Source organism: Bradyrhizobium sp. Ken64, assembly GCF_055807555.1.
Genome location: NZ_JBVVPA010000005.1, coordinates 217,026 through 239,536, shown reverse-complemented (window position 1 = coordinate 239,536; position 22,511 = coordinate 217,026). Strand labels below are relative to the sequence as shown.

Genomic DNA, 22,511 nt, shown 5'->3' with positions numbered 1-22,511 from the left:
CACTTTACCCGCTCAGTCAGAGATCAGGCGACGAAATTGCCGCCGAGCTCGTCTTCGATGTGAATGCGGATGATGTCGTCGAAAGTCTTCTCGGCAGTGGTGAAGCCGAGCTCGAGCGACCGCTTTGCATTGAAGTTGCGCGGCCAGCCGCCGACGATGCCGACGATGAAAGGATCCGGCTCCCGCTTGATGCGGGCGGCGACCTTGTCGCCGGCGACGCGTTTCAGCGCAGCGATCTGCTCGCCAACCGTCGCCGACAGGCCCGGCATGGTCAAATTACGGCGCGGCCCCACCGCGGCGAGATCCATGGTGCCGGCATGCAGCAGGAAGCCGACGGCGGAGCGCGGCGTGGCATGCCAGTGGCGGACGTCCTCGGACACCGGAAGGACCGCTTCCTTGCCGGCCAGCGGCTCGCGCAGGATGTTGGAGAAGAAGCCCGATGCCGCCTTATTCGGCAGGCCGGGCCGAATGCAGATGGTCGGCAGGCGGATGCCGATGCCGTCGAGGAAGCCGCGGCGGGAATAGTCGGCCAACAGCAATTCGCCGATCGCCTTCTGCGTGCCGTAGCTCAGAAGCGGCGTGTGGAAGAACTCGTCGCCGATCGCATCGGGGAACGGCGCGCCGAACACCGCGATCGAGGACGTGAAGACCACACGCGGCTTGTAGCCGCCGCCCGCGAGCCTGACGGCATCGAGCAGCATCCGCGTGCCGTCGAGATTGATGCGGTAGCCCTTATCGAAATCGAGTTCGGCTTCGCCCGAGACGATCGCAGCGAGATGAAAGATCACGTCCGGACGGCCAGCAATCAGCTTTTCGGCCGCACCCGGCACGGCGAAATCGCTCGACACGGTCTCGACGGCAAAACCGGCTTTTTCCGGTGTCTTCGGCTCGACCACGTCATGCATGGTCAGCTTGGTGATGTCGCTCTTGCCGAGCCGGCCGTCGCGCAACAACCGTTCGCATAATTTCCGGCCGACCATGCCGGCCGCGCCCAGAACCAGAATGTGCAAGAGCCTACTCCTTTTTATTGGCCGGAACGCGCCGATTTTGCCGATTCGTCCTGGCGCGTTCTCAAGGCAGGCCCCGCGATCATTCCTTCACGGCGCCGGTCATCGCCGACACATAGTACTCCACGAAGAAGGAATAAAGGATAACTACGGGAACCGAGCCGGTCAGAGCCGCCGCCATCAATGCGCCCCAATGGTAGACGTCGCCATTGACGAGCTCGGTGATCGCGCCGACGGGGATCGTCTTGTTCTCGGACGAGGAGATGAAGGTCAGCGCGTAGATGAACTCGTTCCAGGACAACGTGAAGGCGAAGATGCCCGCCGAGATCACGCCCGGCAGCGAAAGCGGCAGCGTGATCTTCATCAGAATCTGCAGCCGCGTCGCTCCGTCGATCAGCGCGCACTCCTCCAGCTCATAGGGGATAGTGCGGAAATAGCCCATCAGGAGCCAGGTGCAGAACGGGATCAGGAAGGTCGGATAGGTCAGGATCAGCGCCAGATTGCCGTCGAAAAGGCCGAGCTGAAATACGATCGCCGCCAGCGGAATGAACAGGATCGAGGGCGGCACCAGATAGCCGAGGAAGATCGCAAGGCCGACATAGCGCGAGCCCTTGTAGCGCAGGCGCTCGATCGCATAGGCGGCGCAGACGCTGGCGAACAACGAGATGAAGGTCGAGGACACCGAGACGATCACGGTGTTCCACATCCAGAGCGGATAGTCGGTGTCGAAGAACAGCTTCTTGATGTGCTCCAGCGTCGGATGCAGGATCCAGAACGGATTGTACTTTTCGTAGTCGTACATCTCCGCGTCCGGCTTGAACGTCGCGACCGCCATCCAGTAGAATGGGAACAGCAGGAAGAAGATGATCAGGCCGAGCGGAAGGTAGACCCGAAAAAACTTCCGCGGGAAGCTCTCGAGGTAGTCCATTCCGACGCTTTGGTCGTCTGCCGTGGTCATGGTCAGTCCCTCCCGCCCTGCTGCCAGCGGGAACGCTGAAGCCCGAAAAAGCTGAGCAGGATCGCCGCGACCAGGAACGGAATCATCGCGTTCGAGATCGCCGCGCCCTCGCCCAGATTGCCGCCGGTGATGGCGCGTTGGAACGACAGCGTCGCCATGAGATGGGTGGCGTTGATCGGCCCACCCCGCGTGATGGTGTAGATGAGCTGGAAGTCGGTGAAGGTCATCAGCACCGAGAACGTCATCACGACCGCGATGATCGGCGACAGCATCGGCAGCGTGATGTGGCGGAAGCGCTGCAGATTGGTGGCGCCGTCGAGATTGGCGGCCTCGTAGAGCGAGGGCGAGATGGTCTGAAGTCCCGCCAGCAGCGTGATCGCCACGAAAGGCACGCCGCGCCAGATATTGGCGGCGACCACCGACCAGCGCGCATTCCAGGGGTCGCCGAGGAAATCGATATAGCGCGTGATCAGGCCGGCCTTGATCAACACCCAGGAGATGATCGAGAACTGGCTGTCATAGATCCACCAGAAAGCGATCGCAGAGAGCACCGTGGGCACGACGAACGGCAACAGGACGATGGCGCGGACCATCGACTTGAACGGCAGCCGCTCGTTGAGCAGCAGTGCCAAATAGAGGCCGATAGCAAATTTCACCGCGCTGGCGGCGACCGTGTAGAAGATCGTGTTGAACACCGACAGCCAGAACACCGAGTCCTTCGACAGAGAGACGAAGTTCTGGAAGCCGATGTAGCGCCCGGCGCCGCCAATCTTGGTGTCGGTCATGCCGAGCCAGAAGCCCAGCGCCAGCGGGTAAGCAAGAAACAGGATGAGGATGGCGATCGCCGGCACCATGAACATCGCGCCGAGGAAGTTCCGGCTCTCGAATGCTCTGGTCCACAAGCTGCTGCGCTTGACCTGCGCGACTGCTGACTCGGCCATAACTGCCATGTCGGATTCCCCTCGACGAAAAGTCGCGGCGTCCGGCGAACCGGACGCCGCGTAGATTGGAGCTGATCAGACCTGGTAGTAGCGCTTGGCGCGTTCGGCCGCGCGTGCGGCTGCCGCCTTCGGCGTCACGGAGCCCGACGCGGCTTCCGCGAACATGTCGACGACGACGAAGTCGCCCATCACGGCGGCCGAGGCATAGCCGAGATCGCCGGCATAGCCGTTATCGCGGCAACGCTTCAGGCAGTCGCGATACGGCGTGATCTTCGGATCCGACGTCCACACCGGGTTGTCGTTGTAAGCCGGAAGCGGCGGCGACACGTAGCCGTTGGAGGAGACCTCCCAGGCGTCGTAGTTCGCCTTGTCCATCATGAACTTGATGTATTCCTTGACCGCCTTCGGATACTTCGAGTGCTTGTAGCCGTAATAGACGAGCACGTTCTGCTGCTCGGTCGACACGCCCACGGGACCGATCGGCATCGGCGCGTGGTTCATGTCCTTGGCGATCTCCTGCTGCTTCGGATCGGTCGAGTTCTTGCCGACCGTCCAGATCGAGATGCCGTTCAGCGTCAGGCTGAGCTCGCCGTTGAGGAACGCCTTGTTGTTATTCGAGTCGTTCCACGACAGCACGCCGGGGATGAAGGTCTCGTACAGCTGCTTGACGTATTCGAGCGCGGCGATCGTCTCCGGCGAGTCGATCACGACCTCGTTCTTGTCGTTGACGACCTTGCCGCCGAAGGCCCACAGTGCCCACTGGCACCAGCCGTTGGCGTCGCCCGTGGCATGGCCGAGCGCGAAGCCGGCCGGCGTGTTGTTCTTCTTCAGCGCCTGGCAGAGCTTGAGGAAGCCGGCGGTGTCCTTGGGGAATTCATCGAAGCCGGCGGCCTTCACGTGGCTGATGCGGTAGTTCAGGCAGCCGCCGGTCGCGCCCTGCGGAATGGCGATCCAGCTGTTGCCCTTCTTGCCGTAGCGTTCAGCGACCGGATACCAGCCACCATACTGCGCGCCGAGATAGTTGGCGACGTCAGTCATGTCGATGAGCTTTTCCGGGAATTTGTGGGGATCATCGAGCGTGCCGATGATCAGGTCGGGACCGGCGCCGACATTGGCGGCGACCGCGGCTTTCGGGCGGATGTCCTCCCAGCTCTCGGCCTCGAGCTTGACCTTGACGCCGGTCTTCTCGGAAAACGCCTTGGTCTGCTCGGCGAATTTGTCGAACTCGGCCTGAATGAACTGCTTCCAGCGCAGCACGCGGATGGAGGCGTTCGGCTCGGGCGTGTTGGTCCACTCCGCCGCGCGCACCGGGACGATACCCGGGCCGGCCAGCAGCGCCGCGCCGCCCAGGCCGACTTTAAGCACACTTCGCCTGTCGAAATCGCTCATCGTTCTCTCCCTAATTTTATATTTGTATTGGGTCGTCTTGTATTGGGTAGTTCTGCTTGGGCCGTTCTTCGGCCTCGCTACACTCGCTTGCCCGTCGCTTCGTCGAACAGATGAATCACGGAAGGATCGGGCTTCAGCTTGACCTTGTCACCCGGGTTGAACTGGTGACGTTCGCGGAAGACCGCGACGACCTGCTCACCACCGAGCTTCGCAAACACCTGCGTTTCCGAGCCGGTCGGCTCGACCACGACGATCTCGGCATCGGCGCCGTCGTCAGCAATGGTGAAATGCTCGGGACGCACGCCGTAAACGACAGGACGCCCGTCGGACGCCGCCGGCGCGTTCCTGAGCGGCAGCTTGACGCCGTTCGGCCCCTCGAAGGTCGCAACGCCGTTGACGCGCACATGACCCTTCAGGAAGTTCATGGACGGCGAGCCGATGAAGCCGGCGACGAACTGGTTCTCGGGCTTGTCGTAGAGCTCGAGCGGCGTCCCCATCTGCTCGACGATGCCGTCATGCATGACGACGATCTTGTCGGCCATGGTCATGGCCTCGATCTGATCGTGGGTGACGTAGACCGTCGTGGTCTTCAGCCGCTGATGCAGCTCCTTGATCTCGGTGCGCATCGCGACGCGCAGCTTGGCGTCGAGGTTCGACAACGGCTCGTCGAACAGAAACACCTGCGGATCGCGCACGATGGCGCGGCCCATGGCGACGCGCTGGCGCTGGCCGCCGGAGAGCTGGCGCGGATAGCGTTCGAGCAGCGGCGACAGAGCCAGGATCTCGGCGGCGCGCTTGACGCGCTTGTTGATCTCTTCGGTGCTCTCGCCCCGCAGCTTCATCGAGAAGCCCATGTTCTCGCCGACCGTCATGTGCGGATAGAGCGCGTAGTTCTGGAACACCATCGCAATGTCCCGCTCCTTGGGCTGGACATTGTTGACGACGCGGTCGCCGATCGAGATCGTGCCTGAGGTGATGTTCTCGAGACCCGCGAGCATGCGCAGAAGCGTCGACTTGCCGCAGCCAGAGGGGCCAACCAGGACGACGAACTGGCCGTCCTCGATCGGAATCGAAACGCCGTGCAGGACTTCAAAATTGCCGAACGATTTCCGCACGTCGCGGATTTGCACAGACGACATCTAGCTCCCTCCTCGAAAGTCCACGACGCATCTCGCGCCGCGACCGTCTTGTTTTTTCAGACTTCACCGAACGAAGCCCAACCTTAACGGGCGACATTGTCGGCAGTTTGTGCGGTTTTGGCAATTTGTCTTTGGTTAGTCTGTGCTGGTAGCGCTGTCAACGTTCCTTTGTTTGCGACAGTGAGTGTGTTATGAGCAGCAAATGGGTCGAAACCGCACCAAGTCAGGCAAAATCCGGCTGGCGGAAGTCGCCGAGCTTGCCGGCGTCAGCCCGATCACGGCGTCCCGTTTCTTCCGCAATCCCGAGGCGCTGTCGGTCGCGAAGCGGACCCGGGTCGAAAGCGCGGCCAGAGAGCTCGGCTATGTGCCGAACCTGGCGGCGCGCGCGTTGGCCTCGCAGCGCACCGAGGTGATCGGTGTCTTGATTCCGTCACTGACCAATAACGTGTTCTCCGACGTGCTGCGCGGCATCTACGACGCCTCCGAAAACAGCCGTTACTCGATCCAGCTGTCCAACACACGTTACAGTGTTCTCCAGGAGGAGAAGCTGCTGCGCCTGTTTCTTGCGCAGAAGCCGGCCGGGCTGATCGTCACCGGCATCGACCAGACCACGGAATCGCGCGCGATGCTCGATGCCGCCGACTGCCCGATCGTGCAAATCATGGAGATCGGACCCAATCCGGTCGACATGATGATCGGCTTTTCGCACTATGAAGCAGCCCGTGCGGCGGTTGCGCATCTGTTCGCGCAAGGTCACCGCAAGATCGGCTTCGTCGGCGCGCGGATGGATCCGCGGGTGCAGCGGCGGCTCGACGGGTACGTCTCGGCCATGAAGGACGCAGGACTGTTCGAGCAACGCCTCGTCGTCACGACGGCGACACCGACCTCGGTGACGCTCGGCGGCGCCCTGTTCACCGATCTCCTGGCGCGGGAGCCCGGCATGGACGCGGTGTTCTGCGCCAACGACGACCTCGCGCTGGGTGTGCTGTTCGAATGCAGGCGCCGCGAGATCGCGATCCCCGAACAGATCGCGATCGTCGGCTTCAACGATCTCGAATTCATGGCATCCGCCGTCCCGACTCTCACGAGCGTGCGCACCAACCGCTACGAGATGGGCAACACGGCCGCCAGCATGCTGATCGACGCGATCGACGGACGGCGTCCGGAGCATCCGGTGCTCGATCTCGGCTTCAAGGTGATCGAGCGGCAAAGCTCGTTGGCCCGGCGGTCGGACAACCGGTCAGCCGCTTCAGGCGGGGGCGTTGCGAACAAAATGGTAGCGTTACCAAGCGGTCATGACTAGTATCGGATTTGTGAGGAAACGACCCGCCAGCGGGCAGGCAAATCGTCGCTCGCGCCGTTGGGCATCGCACAAGCCGATACCATAGAACGGACGTCAGTGCGTTTGCATTGCAGGAGAAACCAATGACAAAAAAGCCAACCAATGGGCATGCCCCCGCCGGCAACGGCGCTCGCCGCCATCTCCGCTCGCAGGAATGGTTCAACAATCCGCATAATCCGGGCATGACCGCGCTCTATATGGAGCGCTATTTGAACTACGGTCTCACCCGCACCGAGCTCCAGTCCGGCAAGCCGATCATCGGCATCGCACAGACCGGCAACGACCTCTCCCCCTGTAACCGCCACCATATCGAGCTTGCTCATCGCGTCCGCGAAGGCATCCGCGAGGCCGGCGGCATTGCGATGGAATTCCCGACCCATCCGATCCAGGAGACCGGCAAGCGCCCGACCGCGGCGCTCGACCGCAACCTCGCTTATCTCGGCCTCGTCGAAATCCTCTACGGCTATCCGCTCGACGGCGTGGTGCTGACCACCGGATGCGACAAGACCACGCCGGCCTGCATGATGGCGGCGGCGACCGTCAACCTGCCCGCGATCGTGCTGTCGGGCGGGCCGATGCTGAACGGCTGGCACAATGGCGAGCGCACCGGCTCCGGCACGATCGTCTGGAAGTCGCGCGAACGGCTCGCCGCCGGCGAGATCGACTATGAAGAATTCATGGAGATCGTGGCGTCCTCGGCGCCCTCGGTCGGCCATTGCAACACCATGGGCACCGCCTCCACCATGAACGGGCTCGCGGAAGCGCTCGGCTTCTCGCTGCCGGGATGTGCGGCGATTCCCGCCCCCTATCGCGAGCGCGGCCAGATCGCCTACGAGACGGGAAAACGCATCGTTGACATGGTCTGGGAAGACCTCAAGCCTTCGGACATCCTGACCCGCAAGGCGTTCGAGAACTGCATCGTGATCAATTCGGCGATCGGCGGCTCAACCAACGCACCGATCCACATCAACGCGCTGGCGCGCCACATCGGCGTCGAGCTCTCCATCGACGATTGGCAGAAGGTCGGCCACGACGTGCCGCTGCTGGTCAACATGCAGCCGGCCGGCTTCTATCTCGGCGAGGAATTCCACCGTGCCGGCGGCGTGCCGGCCGTGGTGCGCGAACTGATGAAGCACAAGCGCATCCATGAGGACGCGGTCACGGTCAACGGCCGTGGCATCGGCGAGAACTGCGCCAATGCGCCAAAGCCCGACAACGACGTGATCTGGGCTTACGACAAGCCGCTGGTGAAGGACGCCGGCTTCCTGGTGCTGAAGGGCAATCTGTTCGATTCCGCGATCATGAAGACCAGCGTGATCTCCAAGGAATTCCGCGATCGCTATCTCAGCAACCCGACCGATCTCAATGCCTTCGAGGGCCGCGCCGTCGTATTCGAGGGTCCCGAGGATTACCACGAGCGGATCGACGATCCCTCGCTCGAGATCGACGAGCGCTGCGTGCTGTTCATCCGCGGCACCGGCCCGATCGGCTATCCCGGCGGCGCCGAGGTCGTGAACATGCAGCCGCCTGCGGCGCTGATCAAACGCGGCATCATGTCCCTGCCCTGCATCGGCGACGGCCGCCAGTCGGGCACCTCGGGCTCGCCTTCGATCCTCAATGCTTCGCCGGAAGCCGCCGCCAATGGCGGGCTCGCGATCCTCAGGAACGGCGACAAGGTGCGCGTCGATCTGAACAAGGGTAGCGCCAACATTCTCATCTCGGACGACGAGGTGAAGAAGCGCCATGCCGAGCTCAAGGCCAATGGCGGCTTCAAGCATCCGCCGAACCAGACGCCGTGGCAGGAGCTTTATCGCAACACCGTCGGCCAGCAGTCGACCGGCGCCTGCATGGAGCTCGCGACGCGCTACCAGAACGTCGCCGGCACGTTTGGTGTGGCGCGGGATAATCACTGAGTTAGCAACAAATAGCCCGGGTGAGCGAAGCGACACCCGGGACATCCGCTCCCGGATATCGCGCTCGCGCGCTCATCCGGGCTACGGCACTGAGCAAATCGAGGAGAACAACAACATGGCAGACCGCCTCAAGGGAAAGCGCGCCGTCATCACGGCTGCAGCGGCAGGCATCGGACGCGCATGCGCTATCGCATTCGCGCGTGAAGGCGCAACCGTCATCGCCACCGACATCAACGAGAGCGGCATCGCGAGCCTGGCCAAGGAAGGCATCGCCGAAACCGCGAAGCTCGACGTCCGCAACACCGCCGACGTCAACGCCTTCGCCAAGCGCGTCGGCAAGGTCGACATCCTGCTCAACGCGGCCGGCTTCGTGCACCACGGCACCATCCTCGAATGCTCGGAAGAGGATTTCGATTTCTCGTTCGACCTCAATGTCAAGTCGATGCACCGGACCATCAGGGCCTTCCTGCCGGACATGCTCGCGGGTGGCGGCGGCAGCATCGTCAACATCTCTTCCTGCGCGGCGCTGCGGCCGCCGGCTAACCGCTACGTCTACAGCGCCTCTAAGGCCGCGGTATCGCTGCTGACGCGCGCGGTCGCGCTCGACTTCATCACCAAGGGCATCCGCTGCAACAGCATCTGCCCGGGCACCGTCGAGACGCCATCGATGCTCGACCGCGCCGCGGCGCAAGGGCCGCAGGGCAAGGAGATGTTCGTCTCCCGCCAGAAGATGGGCCGGCTCGGCACCGCCGACGAGATCGCGTCCATGGCGGTCTATCTCGGCAGTGACGAGAGCGCCTTCACCACCGGCGTCGACCTCGTCGTCGACGGCGGCTACATGCTCTGACGCCAAGGCATCCAGCATGAACAAGATCGATCTCAACGGCCGTGTCGCCATCGTCACCGGCGGCGCGCAGGGCTTTGGCCGCGCCATTGTTCAGCGCTTCATCGGCTCCGGCGCCAAGGTCGCAATCTGGGATTTTGACGCGGCGCTGGCCGAGAAGACGGCAAAGGAAATCGGCGGCGAAACAAAAGTCTTCAAGGTCGACGTCACCGATACCGCGGCCGTCGAGCGGGCTCGCGACGCGACGCTTGCCGCCTTCGGCAAGATCGACATCCTCGTCAACAATGCCGGCATTGCCGGGGTCAACAAGCCGGTCTGGGAGACCGATCTCGAGGAATGGCGGAAAGTTCTGCGCATCAACCTCGACGGCCCCTTCATCTGCTGCAAGGCAGTCGTACCCGCGATGCTCAAGCAGAAATACGGACGCATCGTCAACATCGCCTCGATCGCCGGGAAGGAAGGCAATCCCAACGCCTCGCACTATTCGGCCTCCAAGGCCGGCCTGATCGCGCTGACGAAGTCGCTCGGCAAGGAATTGGCGGCACATGACATTCTGGTCAATGCGGTGACGCCCGCGGCTGCGAAGACCGCGATCTTCGACCAGATGACGCAGCAGCATATCGACTTCATGCTGTCGAAGATTCCAAAAGGCCGCTTCGTGCTGGTGGAAGAGCTCGCCGCGATGGTGGCGTGGCTCGCATCCGAGGATTGCGCGTTTTCGACCGGCGCGGTGTTCGACATCTCCGGCGGGCGCGCAACTTACTGAGGGCGTCATGATCAGAGAAGGCGGATGTCTGTGCGGGGCGGTGCGGTTCAAGGCGGAAGGTGAGCCGCTCAACGTTCGCATCTGCCATTGCCGCATGTGTCAGAAGGCGATGGGCTCGCCCTACTTCGCCCGCGCGCAGTTCGACCAGCGCGCGCTGACCGTCGAGGGCGACACCGCCCGCTATGCGTCCTCCGAGAACATCGACCGCGTGTTCTGCAAACGCTGCGGCACGCGGCTGTTCTCCTGGCGGCGCAACGGCACGTTGGCGGGCGTCGCGCTCGCGACTTTTGATGACCGCAACGCGTTCGCGCCGACCGAACACATCTGGGTCTCCGAGAAGCTCGCCTGGCTGAAGCTCGACGACGGGCTGACACAGTATGAGACCACGATCCCGGCTTGTCCATCCGGAGCCGCGGCTGGCCCGGCGCGACCGCTGCGTCCAGCCATTATCCGCGTGGCATTTCGGAACCGGCCACCCTATGTTCAAGTGCAGCAACGCTGTATGGCCGGTTCGGCTCGAGGCCGCAGGCAACACCGAAAGACGAGCCGTGAACATCTCTCTCTATGACCTCTCGGTGTGGGTGCTGCCGCTGGTGCTCGCCATCACTTTCCACGAGGCTGCGCACGCTTTCGTCGCATATCGTCTCGGTGACGACACCGCATGGCAGCTCGGCCGTGTCAGCTTCAACCCGCTCCGCCACATCGACCCGTTCGGCACGCTGATATTGCCGGCGATGCTGCTGTTCGCGCATTCGCCGTTCCTGTTCGGCTATGCCAAGCCGGTGCCGGTGAATTTCCGCAAGCTCAACGACCCCAGGCTCGGCATGGTGTGGGTGGCGTTGGCCGGGCCTGCCACCAACATCCTGCTGGCGCTGGCCGCAGCTCTTGCCCTGCACGCCCTGCCGTTGGCCCCGGCGAACTCGGCGCAATGGATCTTCGACAATCTCAAGAACGCACTGCTGATCAACGCGGTGCTGGCGGTGTTCAACATGATGCCGATCCCGCCGCTCGACGGCGGGCGCGTCGCGGTCGGGCTGCTGCCCCCGCCGCTCGCCCTGCCGCTGGCGCGGCTCGAGCCGTTCGGGATGCTGATCCTGATCGGCTTGCTGATCCTGCTACCGCTGGCAGGCTCGCAGTTCGGTCTAAATCTTGATGTTATTTCAGCAATACTGCGAACGTTGACCGGTTATGTGATTCAGGCTGTTCTCATTCTGACCGGCAATGCGTAGTTGAACGGCGACACACCCGAACACAAGCCGAAGGGCTCGAGGCCGATTTGGTCAAAGCTGCCGATATGCTGATCGCGCGACGCGCCGATACCCGTGCCCGCGCCGATTTCGCCACCTGGAAGATGATGGCCAAGCTCAACGGGTCGTCCGCGCTGCCTCCTGGGGCGCAGGAGTTCCTGGTGAGCTACAAGAACCTGCAGGCGCAGATGAACGAGGGTGAGGCTACCGAGGCCACCATCGGCGCCATCTACAAGGCCTACTATGTCGAGATGGGCGGCGCGGGAACCCCGCCTGACGTCCGCCCCCGCGCGGCTGAACCGGCGGCGGACAATGTTACCGCTTTCCGCCGCCCAGAACCGAAGCCGAAGAAGTCTGGTTTCTTTGCGGCCACGACCGCTGGCGCAACCCAGAAACGGCCGCTCCCGGTGGCGCTGATCTTCGCCTGCCTGGTCGTGGTCTATGTCGGGATCAGGCTCTACTGGCGGTGAGCCGTCTTCTTCTTTTTCCTTGCGTCCGGCGGTGTGAAGATGATGTCGACGGTGCGCTCGAACCGGTCGTCGGTCAGGCTGGCAGGCGGCTGCGGGATGGGATCGGACTTGCGGACAATCGAGATCGCGGCTGCATCGTAAGCTGCATCCCCGGACGACTCGACAACGTCGACTGAAAGCACGTTGCCCCGTCGGTTGATCGCGAAGGAGACCTTGACCTTCTGATTGTTGGGCTCCTTGCCCTCCGGATTGACCTTGTGGGCCGTGAGGTGCGCACTGATCTTGCGATTCCAGTCTGCCGTCAGCTTCAGAATGTCCTTGCCGATGCCCAGCACAGGCGCCAGCGCCTTCTCGGCCTCGCGCGCGTCCTCGTCGAGCGTCTGCCGCGCCGTCGCAACGGACTTCGGCGAGGCCTCCGCAGCGGGCGTTTCGACCGCCGCAATCTTCGGATCCTCGTCCTGCGGCTTCTTCGAGATGTTCTCGGTGACGACCCGATCGGGATCGTCGACCTGTTGCGACTGATCCTTTGGAAGCTCGGTTTCCTTGGTCTCGGCCTTTTGCTCGGGAAGCGCCTGCTGCTCCTGCATCGCTTCGCTATCCGGTCCCGGCGGAAGGTCGGTGTCCGGCGCCTTCGGCGAAGCCATCTCGACCGCGAACTCCGCGCCGGCCGCGCCGAGGCCATCGTCGCCGTCATCGGCCCGCAGGTGGGCCAGCGCGAGCGCGGCACCACCCAGATGCAGCGCGAGCGCCGCCACCGCTGCCAAAATCCAAAGCGTCCGGGGTGGTCTGGACTCGTCCGACATAGCGGGCCTCTAAGGCTGAGCGGCGCCTGCCGCAGGTGCCCCCGGAGCGCCTTCCAGCGCAACCAGTTTCACCCGCGTATAGCCGCCTGAGCGCAAGAGCTCCATGATGCCCATCAACTCGCCATACGGCACCGAGCGATCCGCGCGCAGGAAGACATACTTGTCCTTGCTCATGTCGGACAGGCCGTCGAGCGTGCCGATCAACTCGGCGCGGTGCACCGGGTTCTCACCGATGGCAAGCGTCAAATCTGGCTTGATGCTGAGATAGGTCGGCTTGTCCGGCTTTTTCTGCGGCGTCGCACTCGACGTCGGCAGATCAATCGGCAGGTCGACGGTCGAGAGCGGCGCTGCGACCATGAAGATGATCAGCAGCACCAGAATGACGTCGATGAACGGCGTGACGTTGATTTCATGCGTTTCGCCGAAATCGTCGTCGTCATCATTGTCTGCGAGCGAAACGCCCATGGTTCACTCCGCCGCGCGCGAATGCGCGCCGCCGTGGCTGCGGTCGAGATCGCGCGAGAGCAACCGCCCCGCCGCGCCCGAGGCACGGCTGACGAGTTCGAGGTAGCTCTTCGTCACGCGCGAGAAGTAGTTGTAGATGATGACGGCGGGAATGGCGGCGACCAGGCCGATCGCGGTGGCGAGCAGCGCCTCGGCGATGCCGGGCGCGACGACGGCGAGGTTCGTGGTCTGCGACTTCGAGATGCCGATGAAGCTGTTCATGATGCCCCACACCGTGCCGAACAGGCCGACGAAGGGCGAGGTCGAGCCGATGGTCGCGAGCACGCCCATACCGACGCGGATGCGCCGCGCTTCCGCGCGTAGGATCTCGGAGAAGCTCGAAGCCGCCCGCTCCTTGATGCCGGTGTCGCTGGAGAGGCCGGCTGACATCCGCGCCTCGCGCAGCGCCGCTGCCAGGAACGACGGCAGGATGCCCTCCTTGGCGCCGAGCGCCATCTGCGCTTCCGCGAGCGAGCGCGCCTCTGCGATCTTCTTCAGCGCCGAACGAAGCTTGGTCGAGGCGACCGACAGCTCGATCGACTTGGCGATCAGCACCGTCCAGGTCATCAGCGATGCAAAGGCGAGCCCGATCATCACCGCCTTCACGATGATGTCCGCCGACATGAACATCACCCAGGGCGATAGTTCCTTCATGGCCGGCGCAATGCCGGCTGCCGTATCGGACTTTGCAGCCGCGGGCACGGCAGCTTGGGGCGCCGCAGGCGGAGCAACAACCGGGGCCGGGCTGACCGCGGACGGCTGAGCCGTCGACTGGACCGGTGCCGCGGGCGCGGCCTGTGTCTGCGCAGAAACAGGGGATGCAAGCCAGGCGGCCGCCAGCACCAGAGCTGCGGCAAGGCTTGCTTGGAAGGACATGATCTTCATACTTCGGCCCAGTAACGAATGAGGTTGTGATAGATACCCGTCAATTTGACCGTTTCGGGATCGTCACGCCCGAGCCGTTCCACCAGCGCCTGTATCGCGGTGTCGAGGTCAAAGATCATGCTCCGGGCTTGATCGTCCCGTATCATGCTCTGAAGCCAGAAGAAAGACGCAACCCGCGTTCCCCTGGTGACCGGCGTCACGAGATGGAGGCTGGTCGAGGGATAGAGCACGCAGTCCCCGGCTGGCAACTTGACTTCGTGCGAACCGTAGCTGTCCTCGATCACAAGTTCGCCACCGTCGTACTCCTCCGGCTCGGCCAGGAACAGCGTGACCGAGAGGTCTGTGCGGATGCGAAGGCCGGTCAGGCGGTCGCCGCGGATGGCATTGTCGACGTGCAGGCCGAAATGGTGGCCGCTGCTGGCCGCATAGCGGTTGAACAGCGGCGGGAAAATCCGGAGCGGGATCGCGGCCGCGATAAAGCGGGGATTCGACGTCAGCGCCGAAATGATGCGGTTGCCGAGCTTGCGCGCGACCTCGCTGTCCGGCGCCAATTGCTCGTTGCGCTTGACCATCGCCGACTGCGAGCCGGCGGTGGAGCGCCCGTCCTCCCACTCGCTGGCGTCCATGGTGCGGCGGAAATCCGCCACATCATCCTTGCTCAGAACGCCAGGCAGGCAGGTCAACATGATCAGAACTTCGCCGTCGTGATGAGGTAGAACGCCCGCCCCGGCGCGACCGCGACGAACGGCACCGCGCTGCGATAGAGCGTGTCGTAATAGAGCTTGTTGGTGAGGTTCTGGGCGTAGAACTTCATCGTCCAGTTCTTGTCGATCTTCTTCTCGACGAACGCGTCGAAGCGCCAGTAGCTCGGCAGCTCGTTGCCCGTATTGGCAGCGAACGTGCCGCCATACACCTTCGAACGGTACACCGCCTGACCGCCAAGCTCCCAGCCGTCGTCGAACTTGTACTTGGTCAGCATGCTGAACGACTGATGGGCCACGTTGGCAAGCTGCAGGCCGAGATTTGAGGCAACACCGCTCTGCGTGACCTTCGATTGCATCAACACCAAGCCGCCGAAGATGCTCCAGCGATCGGTGATCTTGCCCTCGGCCTCCATATCGATGCCTTGGATCCTGTAGGCAGCGCCCGAAGTCAGCAGGCCGCTGACGGTTTCGCGCGCATTGTCCTTCGTGGTCTGGAACAGCGCGGCGCTGACCAGCAAATGGCGATCCGCCAGCTCCCATTTGGTGCCGAGCTCGGCTGCCTTGTTGCGCTCCGGCCCGAGCAGGATAGCCGTGTTGGCGGGAATGCCGCCGTAATCGGTGCCGGTCGCGTCAAGCTCCGATCCGAACGGATTGGCCGAGGTCGCATAGGCCGCATAAAGGCTGCCGATCGACATCGGCTTGTAGACCAGGCCGACGTTGTAATTCACGAGATCGGCGTTCTGCTTCAGATAGGCTGCGTTGGTCGACGAGCTCTGGCTGTAGCCATCGTAGCGCACGCCGCCATTGACGATGATCGTGTCCTGCCAGTTCGCGGTGTCCATGACGTAGACGCTGCTGGTGTTGACGCCATAGCGCGTCGGATTTCCGACCAGCGACGGCGTGTTGCTGAAGGGAATGTAGGTGTACTGCGGCGAGTAGAGGTTGACCCCCGTGACCGCCCCGCTGCTGGTCGAGCCGCCGCCGAACAGTTCCGATGAGAGGCCGGTGTAACGATCGATCGAGATGTTCTCGTTCGAATATTCGACGCCGAACACCGCGGTGTGCTTGATCCCGCCGGTGTCGAGCTTGAACGTGGCCTCGTTCTGGTTGGCCCACACGTCCACGTTCTGGTAGCGGCTTTGCGCACTGGCCGTCGTGGTCCAGAGCAGCGGATTGGAGCTGGTCGTGTTCGGGTTCTGCGGCAGCGTGCCGATATAGTTCAGCAGCGAATGCTCGCCGCGCACCTTGCTGCTCAGCGTGATGGCCTCGTTGACCTTGTACTCGATCGTGCCGGTGCCGAAATCCTGCCGCGCGGTCTGGAAGTCGCGGTTGAGGAAGCCGTACCAGTTGCCACGCGGAATGCCGGCCGAGGTCACCGGCACGTTGCCCTGCTTGTAGTAGGGCACGCCGAAATCAGGGTAGCCGCTGAGGTCGGTGTGGACGTAGTTCGTCGTGATCTTGATGTCGTTGGTCGGGGTGTACTTGGTGGAGATGAAGCTGCCCCAGCGATTGTCGGTCACGTAATCGCGGCCGGCGACGTTGGCGTCCTGAAACAGGCCGCCGGCGCGCACCGAAAAGGCGGGATCGATGACCTGGTTGACATCGAGCGTGACCCGCTTGGTCCTGTCGGTGCCGAACTCGGTATCCATTCGCTTGAAATTGACGTCGCCAGCCTGCTTGGTGACGATGTTGATGGCGCCGCCGGCAGTGCCGCGGCCGGCGTAGGACGACGCCGGGCCGCGCAGGATCTCGATCTGCTCGGTGAAGAAGTTCTCGCGGATCGAGACCGCGGGATCACGGATACCGTCGATGAAGACGTCGTTGCGTGCATCGAAGCCGCGAATGAAGAAACGGTCTCCGAACGCGTTGCCGCCTTCCCCCGATCCCAGCGTCACGCCGGCGGTCGAGCGCCCGATCTCCTTCAGCGTCGTGGCGTTCTTGTCCTCGAGCACTTCCTTGCTGAGCACGGTGATGGTCTTCGGCGTGTTCAGCATCGGCTCGGGAAATTTGCCGGAGGCCTGGACGTGGTCGACCTTGTAGGGCGCCGCCGGATCGGAATACGGATTGCGGTCGACTTCGCCGGCGGGGACGGTAGGAGCGGTCTGCTGCGCCGCCTGCTGCCGCTGCGCGGCGCGGCGAAGCGCGTTGCGCGCGCGGACCTGATCCGCCGTCGGCTTCGAAGCGACCGGACGCGGACGCGCGACCGGCGCATCGACCGTTACCGGCGGCAGGTTCGACTGCTGCGCCTCCGCGCCGCTCGACACCGATGCTGCCGCGATCAGGCCCGCGACAGCGGAGACCTTCTTGCCGGAAACGCTCGTGAACTTTTCATCGAATGCTGCGACCGAACGCAACGACTTCGGTGCGACCACCTGCCCCATTACCAAACACGCCCCATATTCCTGTTCGCCCATTCACTTCGATGAGCGATTGGAGTGTTGGTATCGGCCGCAAAATAGCGGGTCAATGCGAGTAAGCCGCGAGAACCCTTGAATAAGTCCAGATCAAAGCGATTCTAAATTGCAGTTTCAAACCGTTCTAAATCGAGATTGGATTAGTTCTAAAGAGAGCGCGAAAATGCTGCGAAATCCGGCGGTCGCGCGCGCATCGTCAATCGCTGCTCGGCGGCTTCATCAGCGAGAACAATTCATCGACGGTCTTCCGCGCCACCGCGCGCACGCGATCGCTATCGTCCATGCCAGCGATGTTGACGCCGTTGACGACGGCTCTGATCTCGTCGCGGAAGTCAGTGAGAAAGCGCAAGGGATCACGCTGCTCGTTAGCGACGCGTGCGATCAGTCCCGTGATCAGGATCTGACACGCGATCAGCTTGCCGTTCAGTTCGTCCATTCTGCGCTCCCGTTGTGGCGCGCCGATATGACCGATGCCGGTTTTCCTGACAACCGAAACGACCTCCGCACGATTTAGAACCGTTCTTGCGAGCCGTCGCCTCGCGGCCCATGCACGGCGCCGCTCAGTCCAGAGCACACCGCTTTCGAGCATTGCACAAACTTTGCACGCTGATCGTTCCTGACGGGAGAATGCAGCACTGCACACCGTAGTGACACGGAGCTGCCTAACCGGTGCAAAGCTTTCCAATTGTTTAGGATTCTCAACCGATAGTGCTGTTTACACTGGAACTTGGCGTGTATTATACAGGCGCGCTGGAACCCTATGATTGCCCCATAATTCGTAGTTTAAGGCATAAGAGCCGACACGAGACGATATGAAAAAGTCCCGGCCGATCCTCTGGATTCTGATCATCGCGGCCGTGGCCTCCGCGGGTTACTATGGTTGGCAGAAGTTCGGCTCGCCCGACGCCGGAAAAACCCAGACCGCGCAGAAGGGGCCGCAGCGCCCGCCCGCCGTCCCCGTGAGCGTTTCGCCGGTCCAGACGGTGGACTTTCCGGTATATCTGACCGGTCTCGGCACGGTTGCGGGCTTCAACACCGTCCAAGTCCGGACCAGGGTGGACGGCCAAATCGACAAGATCGCCTTCACCGAAGGCCAGATCGTCAAGGAGGGCGAGCTCCTCGCCTCGATCGATCCCCGCCCCTATCAGGCCACGCTCGACCAGGCCAAGGCCAAGAAGGCCCAGGACGAGGCAAATCTGGCCAACGCCAATCTCGAGCTCCAGCGCGCCATGAAGCTCGGCGAATTCGCCACCGCGCAGCGGGTCGATACCCAGCGCTCCACGGTCGCCCAGCTCACCGCGCAAATCGCGGCCGACGAAGCTTCGATCTCCAACGCGCAGACCCAGCTTGACTACACCCAGGTCAAGGCGCCGATCACCGGCGTCGCGGGCCTGCGCCAGGTCGACGTCGGCAACATCGTCAATTCCTCGACGCAGACCGGCATCGTCACAATCTCGCAGGTCGAGCCGATCTCGGTGATCTTCACCGCGCCGGAGGATCAGCTGCCCTATATCAGCGAGGGCCAGAAGGCCGGCGCGCTCAGGGTGATCGCCTTCACGACCGACGGCAAGAAGACGCTGGCAGATGGCAAGCTCGCAGTCATCAACAACCAGGTCGACACCAGCAGCGGCACGATCCGGCTCAAGGCGGTGTTCGACAACAAGGACCATGCGCTGTGGCCCGGGCAGTCGGTGTCGACCCGCCTGCTGGTACGCACCCTGAAGGATGCGACCGTTGTCCCGGATGACGCGGTCCAGCACTCCACCAACGGCCTCTACGCCTATACCGTCAATCAGGACAACAAGGCTGAGGTGCACAAGATCAAGGTCAGCTACGCCATCGACGGACGTTCGGTCGTCGACGAAGGGCTCACGCCCGGGCAGCAGGTAATCACCGGCGGCCAATTCAAGGTCCAGCCCGGAAGCCTCGTCTCCACGGCCGTGGCGAGTACGGATCCGGCCCAGAACAAGGTTCGACGGGAATGAACGCGGGCGGGATTTCGGCACCTTTCATCCGTTATCCCATCGGCACCTCGCTGCTGATGGCCGGCATTCTCTTCGTCGGTCTCGTCGCCTATCCCCTGCTGCCCGTCGCGCCCCTGCCGCAGGTGGACTTCCCGACCATCCAGATCACCGCCAATCTGCCGGGCGGCAGCCCGGAGACCATGGCCTCGTCGGTGGCCCAGCCGCTCGAACGGCAATTCGCCCAGATCCCGGGCATCGCCCAGATGACCTCGACGAGCTATCTGGGCACCGCGTCGATCACCATCCAGTTCGACCTCAACCGCAGCATCGACGGCGCCGCCAACGACGTGCAGGGCGCCATCAACGCAGCGAGCGGTCAGCTGCCGAAGAACCTGCCCTCGCCGCCGACCTACCGCAAGGTCAACCCGGCCGACGCGCCGATCCTGCTGTTGTCGGCAACCTCCGAGACAATGCCGCTGACCAGCGTCAGCGACGCGGTCGATGCCCAGCTCGCCCAGCAGATCAGCCAGCTCTCGGGCGTGGCGCAGGTCTTCATCGGCGGCCAGCAAAAGCCCTCCATCCGCATTCAGATCGACCCGGCGAAACTCGTCGCCAAGGGCCTGTCGATGGAGGACGTGCGCAGCCAGATCGCGATCACCACGGTCGACAGCCCCAAGGGCAACATTGACGGCCCGAAGCGTGCCTACACGATCTACGCCAACGACCAGCTCACCCAGGCCAAGGACTGGAACGACGTCATCATCGCCTATCGCAACGGCGGTCCCTTGCGTATCCGCGACATCGGCCAGGCGGTCAGCGGCCCCGAGGACGCCAAGCAGGCGGCCTGGGCCAACGGCAAGCGCGGCGTGTTCCTGGTGGTGTTCAAGCAGCCCGGCGCCAACGTCATCGAGACCGTCGATCGGATCAAGGCGACGTTGCCTCGCCTCGTCGCAGCGATCCCGCCCGCGATCAAGATCGAGGTGATCAGCGACCGCACCACCACGATTCGCGCCGCGGTCGAAGACGTCCAGTTCACGCTGCTACTGACCATTGCGCTGGTGGTCATGGTCATCTTCATCTTCCTGCGCAGCTTCTGGGCAACCGTCATTCCCACCATCACGGTGCCGCTGGCGTTGCTGGGCGCCTGCGCGCTGATGTGGGTATTCGGCTATTCGCTCGACAATCTGTCGCTAATGGCGCTCACCATCGCGGTCGGATTCGTCGTCGACGACGCCATCGTGATGCTCGAGAACATCACGCGCTACATCGAGGAAGGCGAATCGCCGATGGCGGCGGCCTTCAAGGGCTCGAAGGAAATCGGCTTCACCATCGTGTCGATCAGCATCTCGCTGGTTGCGGTCCTGATTCCGCTGCTGCTGATGGGCGGGATCATCGGGCGCCTGTTCCGCGAATTCGCCGTCGTGCTGGCGATGACGATCTTCGTCTCGATGTTCGTGTCGCTGACCCTGACCCCGATGATGGCCTCGCGCTTCCTGCGCGCCCATGGCGAAGTCACCCACGGCAAGTTCTACCAGTGGAGCGAGCGCGGCTTCGATGCGATGCTGCGCGGATACGAATGGGTGCTCGACCACGCCCTGAGCTGGCGCCGCACCACGCTCGCGATCTTTTTCGCGACTCTTGCCCTGTCGGTCTATCTGTTCGTGCTGATCCCGAAGGGCTTCTTTCCGCAGCAGGACGTCGGCCTGATCACTGCGACTTCCGAGGCCTCTCAGGATATTTCCTTCAAGGCCATGCAGGAGCGTCAGGAAGCTCTCGGCAAGGTCATCATGGCGGATCCGGACATTGCCAGCGTCGCCATGGCGATCGGCGGCAGCGGGAGGGCCGGTAACAATGGCAACCTGTTCATCACGCTGAAGCCGCGCAACCAGCGCGATGCTTCCGCGCAGCAGATCATCGCGCGGCTGCGTCCCAAGCTCGAGAAGGTGTCCGGCGCCCGCCTCTACATGCAGGCGGCCCAGGACGTCCGGCTCGGCGGCCGGCCGACGCGTACGCAGTTCGAGTTCACCCTGCAGGACGCCGATCTCGCCGAGCTCAACGACTGGGCGCCGAAGATCCTCGCCAAGATGCAGACCTTGCCGCAACTGCGCGACGTCGCGACCGACCAGCAGACCCAGGGCACCACGGTTCAGCTCAAGATCAACCGCGATACGGCTGCGCGTTACGGCATCCAGCCGCAGCTGATCGACGACACGCTGTACGACGCCTTCGGACAGCGCCAGGTCACGCAGTATTTCACCCAGCTCAACACCTACAAGGTGATCCTCGAGATCCTGCCGGAGATGCAGGGCAGCCTCGAGAGCCTGAACAAGCTCTACCTGAAATCTCCGCTGACCGGCGACCAGGTGCCGCTGTCGACGTTTGCGACCTGGAGCACCGATCCGGTTCGCCCGCTCTCGATCAGCCACCAGGGCCAGTTCCCGGCGATCACGATCAGCTTCAACCTCGCCCAGGGCGTCGCGCTCGGCCAGGCCACCGAGGCCGTGCAGAAGGCGATGGCCGATCTCGGCGCGCCGCCGACGCTCAATTCGAGCTTCCAGGGTACGGCACAGGCGTTCCAGCAGTCGCTCGGCACCGTGCCGCTCCTCATCCTCGCCGCGCTGGTCGTGGTCTATCTGATCCTCGGCATCCTCTACGAGAGCTACATCCATCCGATCACAATTCTGTCGACCCTGCCCTCGGCAGGCGTCGGCGCGCTCGCGATCCTGATGGCGGCGGGCTTCGAGTTCAGCCTCATTGCTTTGATCGGAGTCATTCTGCTGATCGGTATCGTAAAGAAGAACGGCATCATGATGGTGGACTTCGCCATCGCCGCTGAGCGCGATGAGCACAAGACGCCGGCGGAATCGATCCGGCAGGCGGCGCTGTTGCGCTTCCGTCCGATCATGATGACGACAATGGCTGCCCTGCTCGGCGGCGTGCCGCTGATGCTCGGCCACGGCACCGGCGCCGAAATTCGCCAACCGCTCGGCTACGCCATGGTCGGCGGTCTGATCGTCAGCCAGGCGCTGACGCTGTTCACCACCCCGGTCGTCTATCTCTATCTCGACGAGCTCAACAACTGGTTCTCGGGCTGGGGCCGTAAGGGTGACGGCGAAGGCGACGAGACAGTCGAGCACGGCACCGTTAAGGAGGCTGCCGAGTAGCAGCTTGCACCGCGCGTCTCACGACGTTACAGCGAGGCCCCCGGTTGACGTGAACGC

Annotated in this window: 19 protein-coding genes and 1 pseudogene; 9 read left to right on the top strand and 11 right to left on the bottom strand. The window is 63.2% G+C overall.

What is annotated here, in order from left to right; all coding sequences use genetic code 11:
• Window positions 1-23: 23 nt before the first annotated feature.
• From denD to AC0L2F_RS11440, 5 genes are all read right to left on the bottom strand, one after another.
• The gene (gene denD, locus AC0L2F_RS11460) at window positions 24-1,010 is read right to left on the bottom strand and encodes a D-erythronate dehydrogenase (protein WP_007609032.1); all 987 of its coding nucleotides are present in this window, start codon (window positions 1,008-1,010) and stop codon (window positions 24-26) included.
• Between the two features lie 79 nt (window positions 1,011-1,089).
• Entirely contained in the window at window positions 1,090-1,965 is an 876-nt protein-coding gene (locus AC0L2F_RS11455) for a carbohydrate ABC transporter permease (RefSeq protein ID WP_007609031.1), read from the bottom strand.
• Window positions 1,966-1,967: 2 nt separating this feature from the next.
• Window positions 1,968-2,915 (bottom strand): carbohydrate ABC transporter permease, encoded by a 948-nt coding sequence (locus AC0L2F_RS11450; protein WP_473248426.1) that lies wholly within the window; start codon window positions 2,913-2,915, stop codon window positions 1,968-1,970.
• A 66-nt stretch (window positions 2,916-2,981) separates the two neighbouring features.
• A complete protein-coding gene (locus AC0L2F_RS11445) occupies window positions 2,982-4,295 on the bottom strand; it encodes an ABC transporter substrate-binding protein (protein WP_007609029.1) in 1,314 nt (437 codons plus the stop codon).
• A gap of 77 nt (window positions 4,296-4,372) precedes the next feature.
• On the bottom strand, window positions 4,373-5,434 hold the full coding sequence (locus AC0L2F_RS11440) for an ABC transporter ATP-binding protein (protein ID WP_007592328.1): 1,062 nt from the start codon (window positions 5,432-5,434) through the stop codon (window positions 4,373-4,375).
• A 202-nt stretch (window positions 5,435-5,636) separates the two neighbouring features.
• On the opposite strand from AC0L2F_RS11440, the gene gntR reads away from it, so the two are divergent.
• The 7 genes and pseudogenes from gntR (at window position 5,637) to AC0L2F_RS11405 (ending at window position 12,016) form a co-directional block, all read left to right on the top strand.
• Window positions 5,637-6,737 carry an HTH-type transcriptional regulator GntR gene (gene gntR / locus AC0L2F_RS11435; RefSeq protein ID WP_063992798.1) on the top strand — a complete coding sequence of 367 codons (1,101 nt, stop codon included), beginning with the start codon at window positions 5,637-5,639 and terminating at the stop codon, window positions 6,735-6,737.
• 122 nt (window positions 6,738-6,859) lie between these two features.
• The gene (locus AC0L2F_RS11430) at window positions 6,860-8,689 is read left to right on the top strand and encodes an IlvD/Edd family dehydratase (RefSeq protein ID WP_063992799.1); all 1,830 of its coding nucleotides are present in this window, start codon (window positions 6,860-6,862) and stop codon (window positions 8,687-8,689) included.
• A gap of 115 nt (window positions 8,690-8,804) precedes the next feature.
• The gene (locus AC0L2F_RS11425; RefSeq protein ID WP_063992800.1) at window positions 8,805-9,536 is read left to right on the top strand and encodes an SDR family oxidoreductase; all 732 of its coding nucleotides are present in this window, start codon (window positions 8,805-8,807) and stop codon (window positions 9,534-9,536) included.
• Window positions 9,537-9,552: 16 nt separating this feature from the next.
• Window positions 9,553-10,299, top strand: coding sequence for an SDR family NAD(P)-dependent oxidoreductase (locus AC0L2F_RS11420; RefSeq protein ID WP_473248425.1), 747 nt, complete (start codon window positions 9,553-9,555; stop codon window positions 10,297-10,299).
• Between the two features lie 7 nt (window positions 10,300-10,306).
• Window positions 10,307-10,693, top strand: a pseudogene (locus AC0L2F_RS11415) (GFA family protein); the annotation flags it as partial.
• A gap of 154 nt (window positions 10,694-10,847) precedes the next feature.
• Complete coding sequence (locus tag AC0L2F_RS11410; RefSeq protein WP_063992802.1) at window positions 10,848-11,528, top strand: site-2 protease family protein; 681 nt, start codon at window positions 10,848-10,850, stop codon at window positions 11,526-11,528.
• Window positions 11,529-11,593: 65 nt separating this feature from the next.
• Window positions 11,594-12,016: a hypothetical protein gene (locus AC0L2F_RS11405; RefSeq protein WP_063992803.1), complete on the top strand. Its 423-nt coding sequence runs from the start codon at window positions 11,594-11,596 to the stop codon at window positions 12,014-12,016.
• On the opposite strand, the gene AC0L2F_RS11400 is transcribed toward AC0L2F_RS11405, so the two are convergent.
• From AC0L2F_RS11400 to AC0L2F_RS11375, 6 genes are all read right to left on the bottom strand, one after another.
• Window positions 12,004-12,819 carry an energy transducer TonB gene (locus AC0L2F_RS11400; protein ID WP_473248424.1) on the bottom strand — a complete coding sequence of 272 codons (816 nt, stop codon included), beginning with the start codon at window positions 12,817-12,819 and terminating at the stop codon, window positions 12,004-12,006. The two genes, AC0L2F_RS11405 and AC0L2F_RS11400, sit on opposite strands and share 13 nt — an antisense overlap.
• A gap of 9 nt (window positions 12,820-12,828) precedes the next feature.
• Complete coding sequence (gene exbD / locus AC0L2F_RS11395; protein WP_473248423.1) at window positions 12,829-13,284, bottom strand: TonB system transport protein ExbD; 456 nt, start codon at window positions 13,282-13,284, stop codon at window positions 12,829-12,831.
• Between the two features lie 3 nt (window positions 13,285-13,287).
• Window positions 13,288-14,208: a tonB-system energizer ExbB gene (gene exbB, locus AC0L2F_RS11390; protein ID WP_473248422.1), complete on the bottom strand. Its 921-nt coding sequence runs from the start codon at window positions 14,206-14,208 to the stop codon at window positions 13,288-13,290.
• The gene (locus AC0L2F_RS11385) at window positions 14,205-14,894 is read right to left on the bottom strand and encodes a Fe2+-dependent dioxygenase (protein ID WP_473248421.1); all 690 of its coding nucleotides are present in this window, start codon (window positions 14,892-14,894) and stop codon (window positions 14,205-14,207) included. The genes exbB and AC0L2F_RS11385 overlap by 4 nt, the downstream gene beginning before the upstream one ends.
• Before the next feature lie 2 nt (window positions 14,895-14,896).
• Window positions 14,897-17,293, bottom strand: a complete 2,397-nt coding sequence (locus AC0L2F_RS11380; RefSeq protein ID WP_473248420.1) for a TonB-dependent receptor — start codon at window positions 17,291-17,293, stop codon at window positions 14,897-14,899.
• 229 nt (window positions 17,294-17,522) lie between these two features.
• A complete protein-coding gene (locus tag AC0L2F_RS11375) occupies window positions 17,523-17,762 on the bottom strand; it encodes a hypothetical protein (protein ID WP_007609012.1) in 240 nt (79 codons plus the stop codon).
• Between the two features lie 376 nt (window positions 17,763-18,138).
• Here AC0L2F_RS11375 and AC0L2F_RS11370 point away from each other — a divergent pair, with 376 nt between their 5' ends.
• Window positions 18,139-19,311, top strand: coding sequence for an efflux RND transporter periplasmic adaptor subunit (locus tag AC0L2F_RS11370; protein WP_473248419.1), 1,173 nt, complete (start codon window positions 18,139-18,141; stop codon window positions 19,309-19,311).
• Entirely contained in the window at window positions 19,308-22,454 is a 3,147-nt protein-coding gene (locus AC0L2F_RS11365; RefSeq protein ID WP_007609008.1) for a multidrug efflux RND transporter permease subunit, read from the top strand. Before AC0L2F_RS11370 ends, AC0L2F_RS11365 begins: the two co-directional genes overlap by 4 nt.
• Window positions 22,455-22,511: the final 57 nt, after the last annotated feature.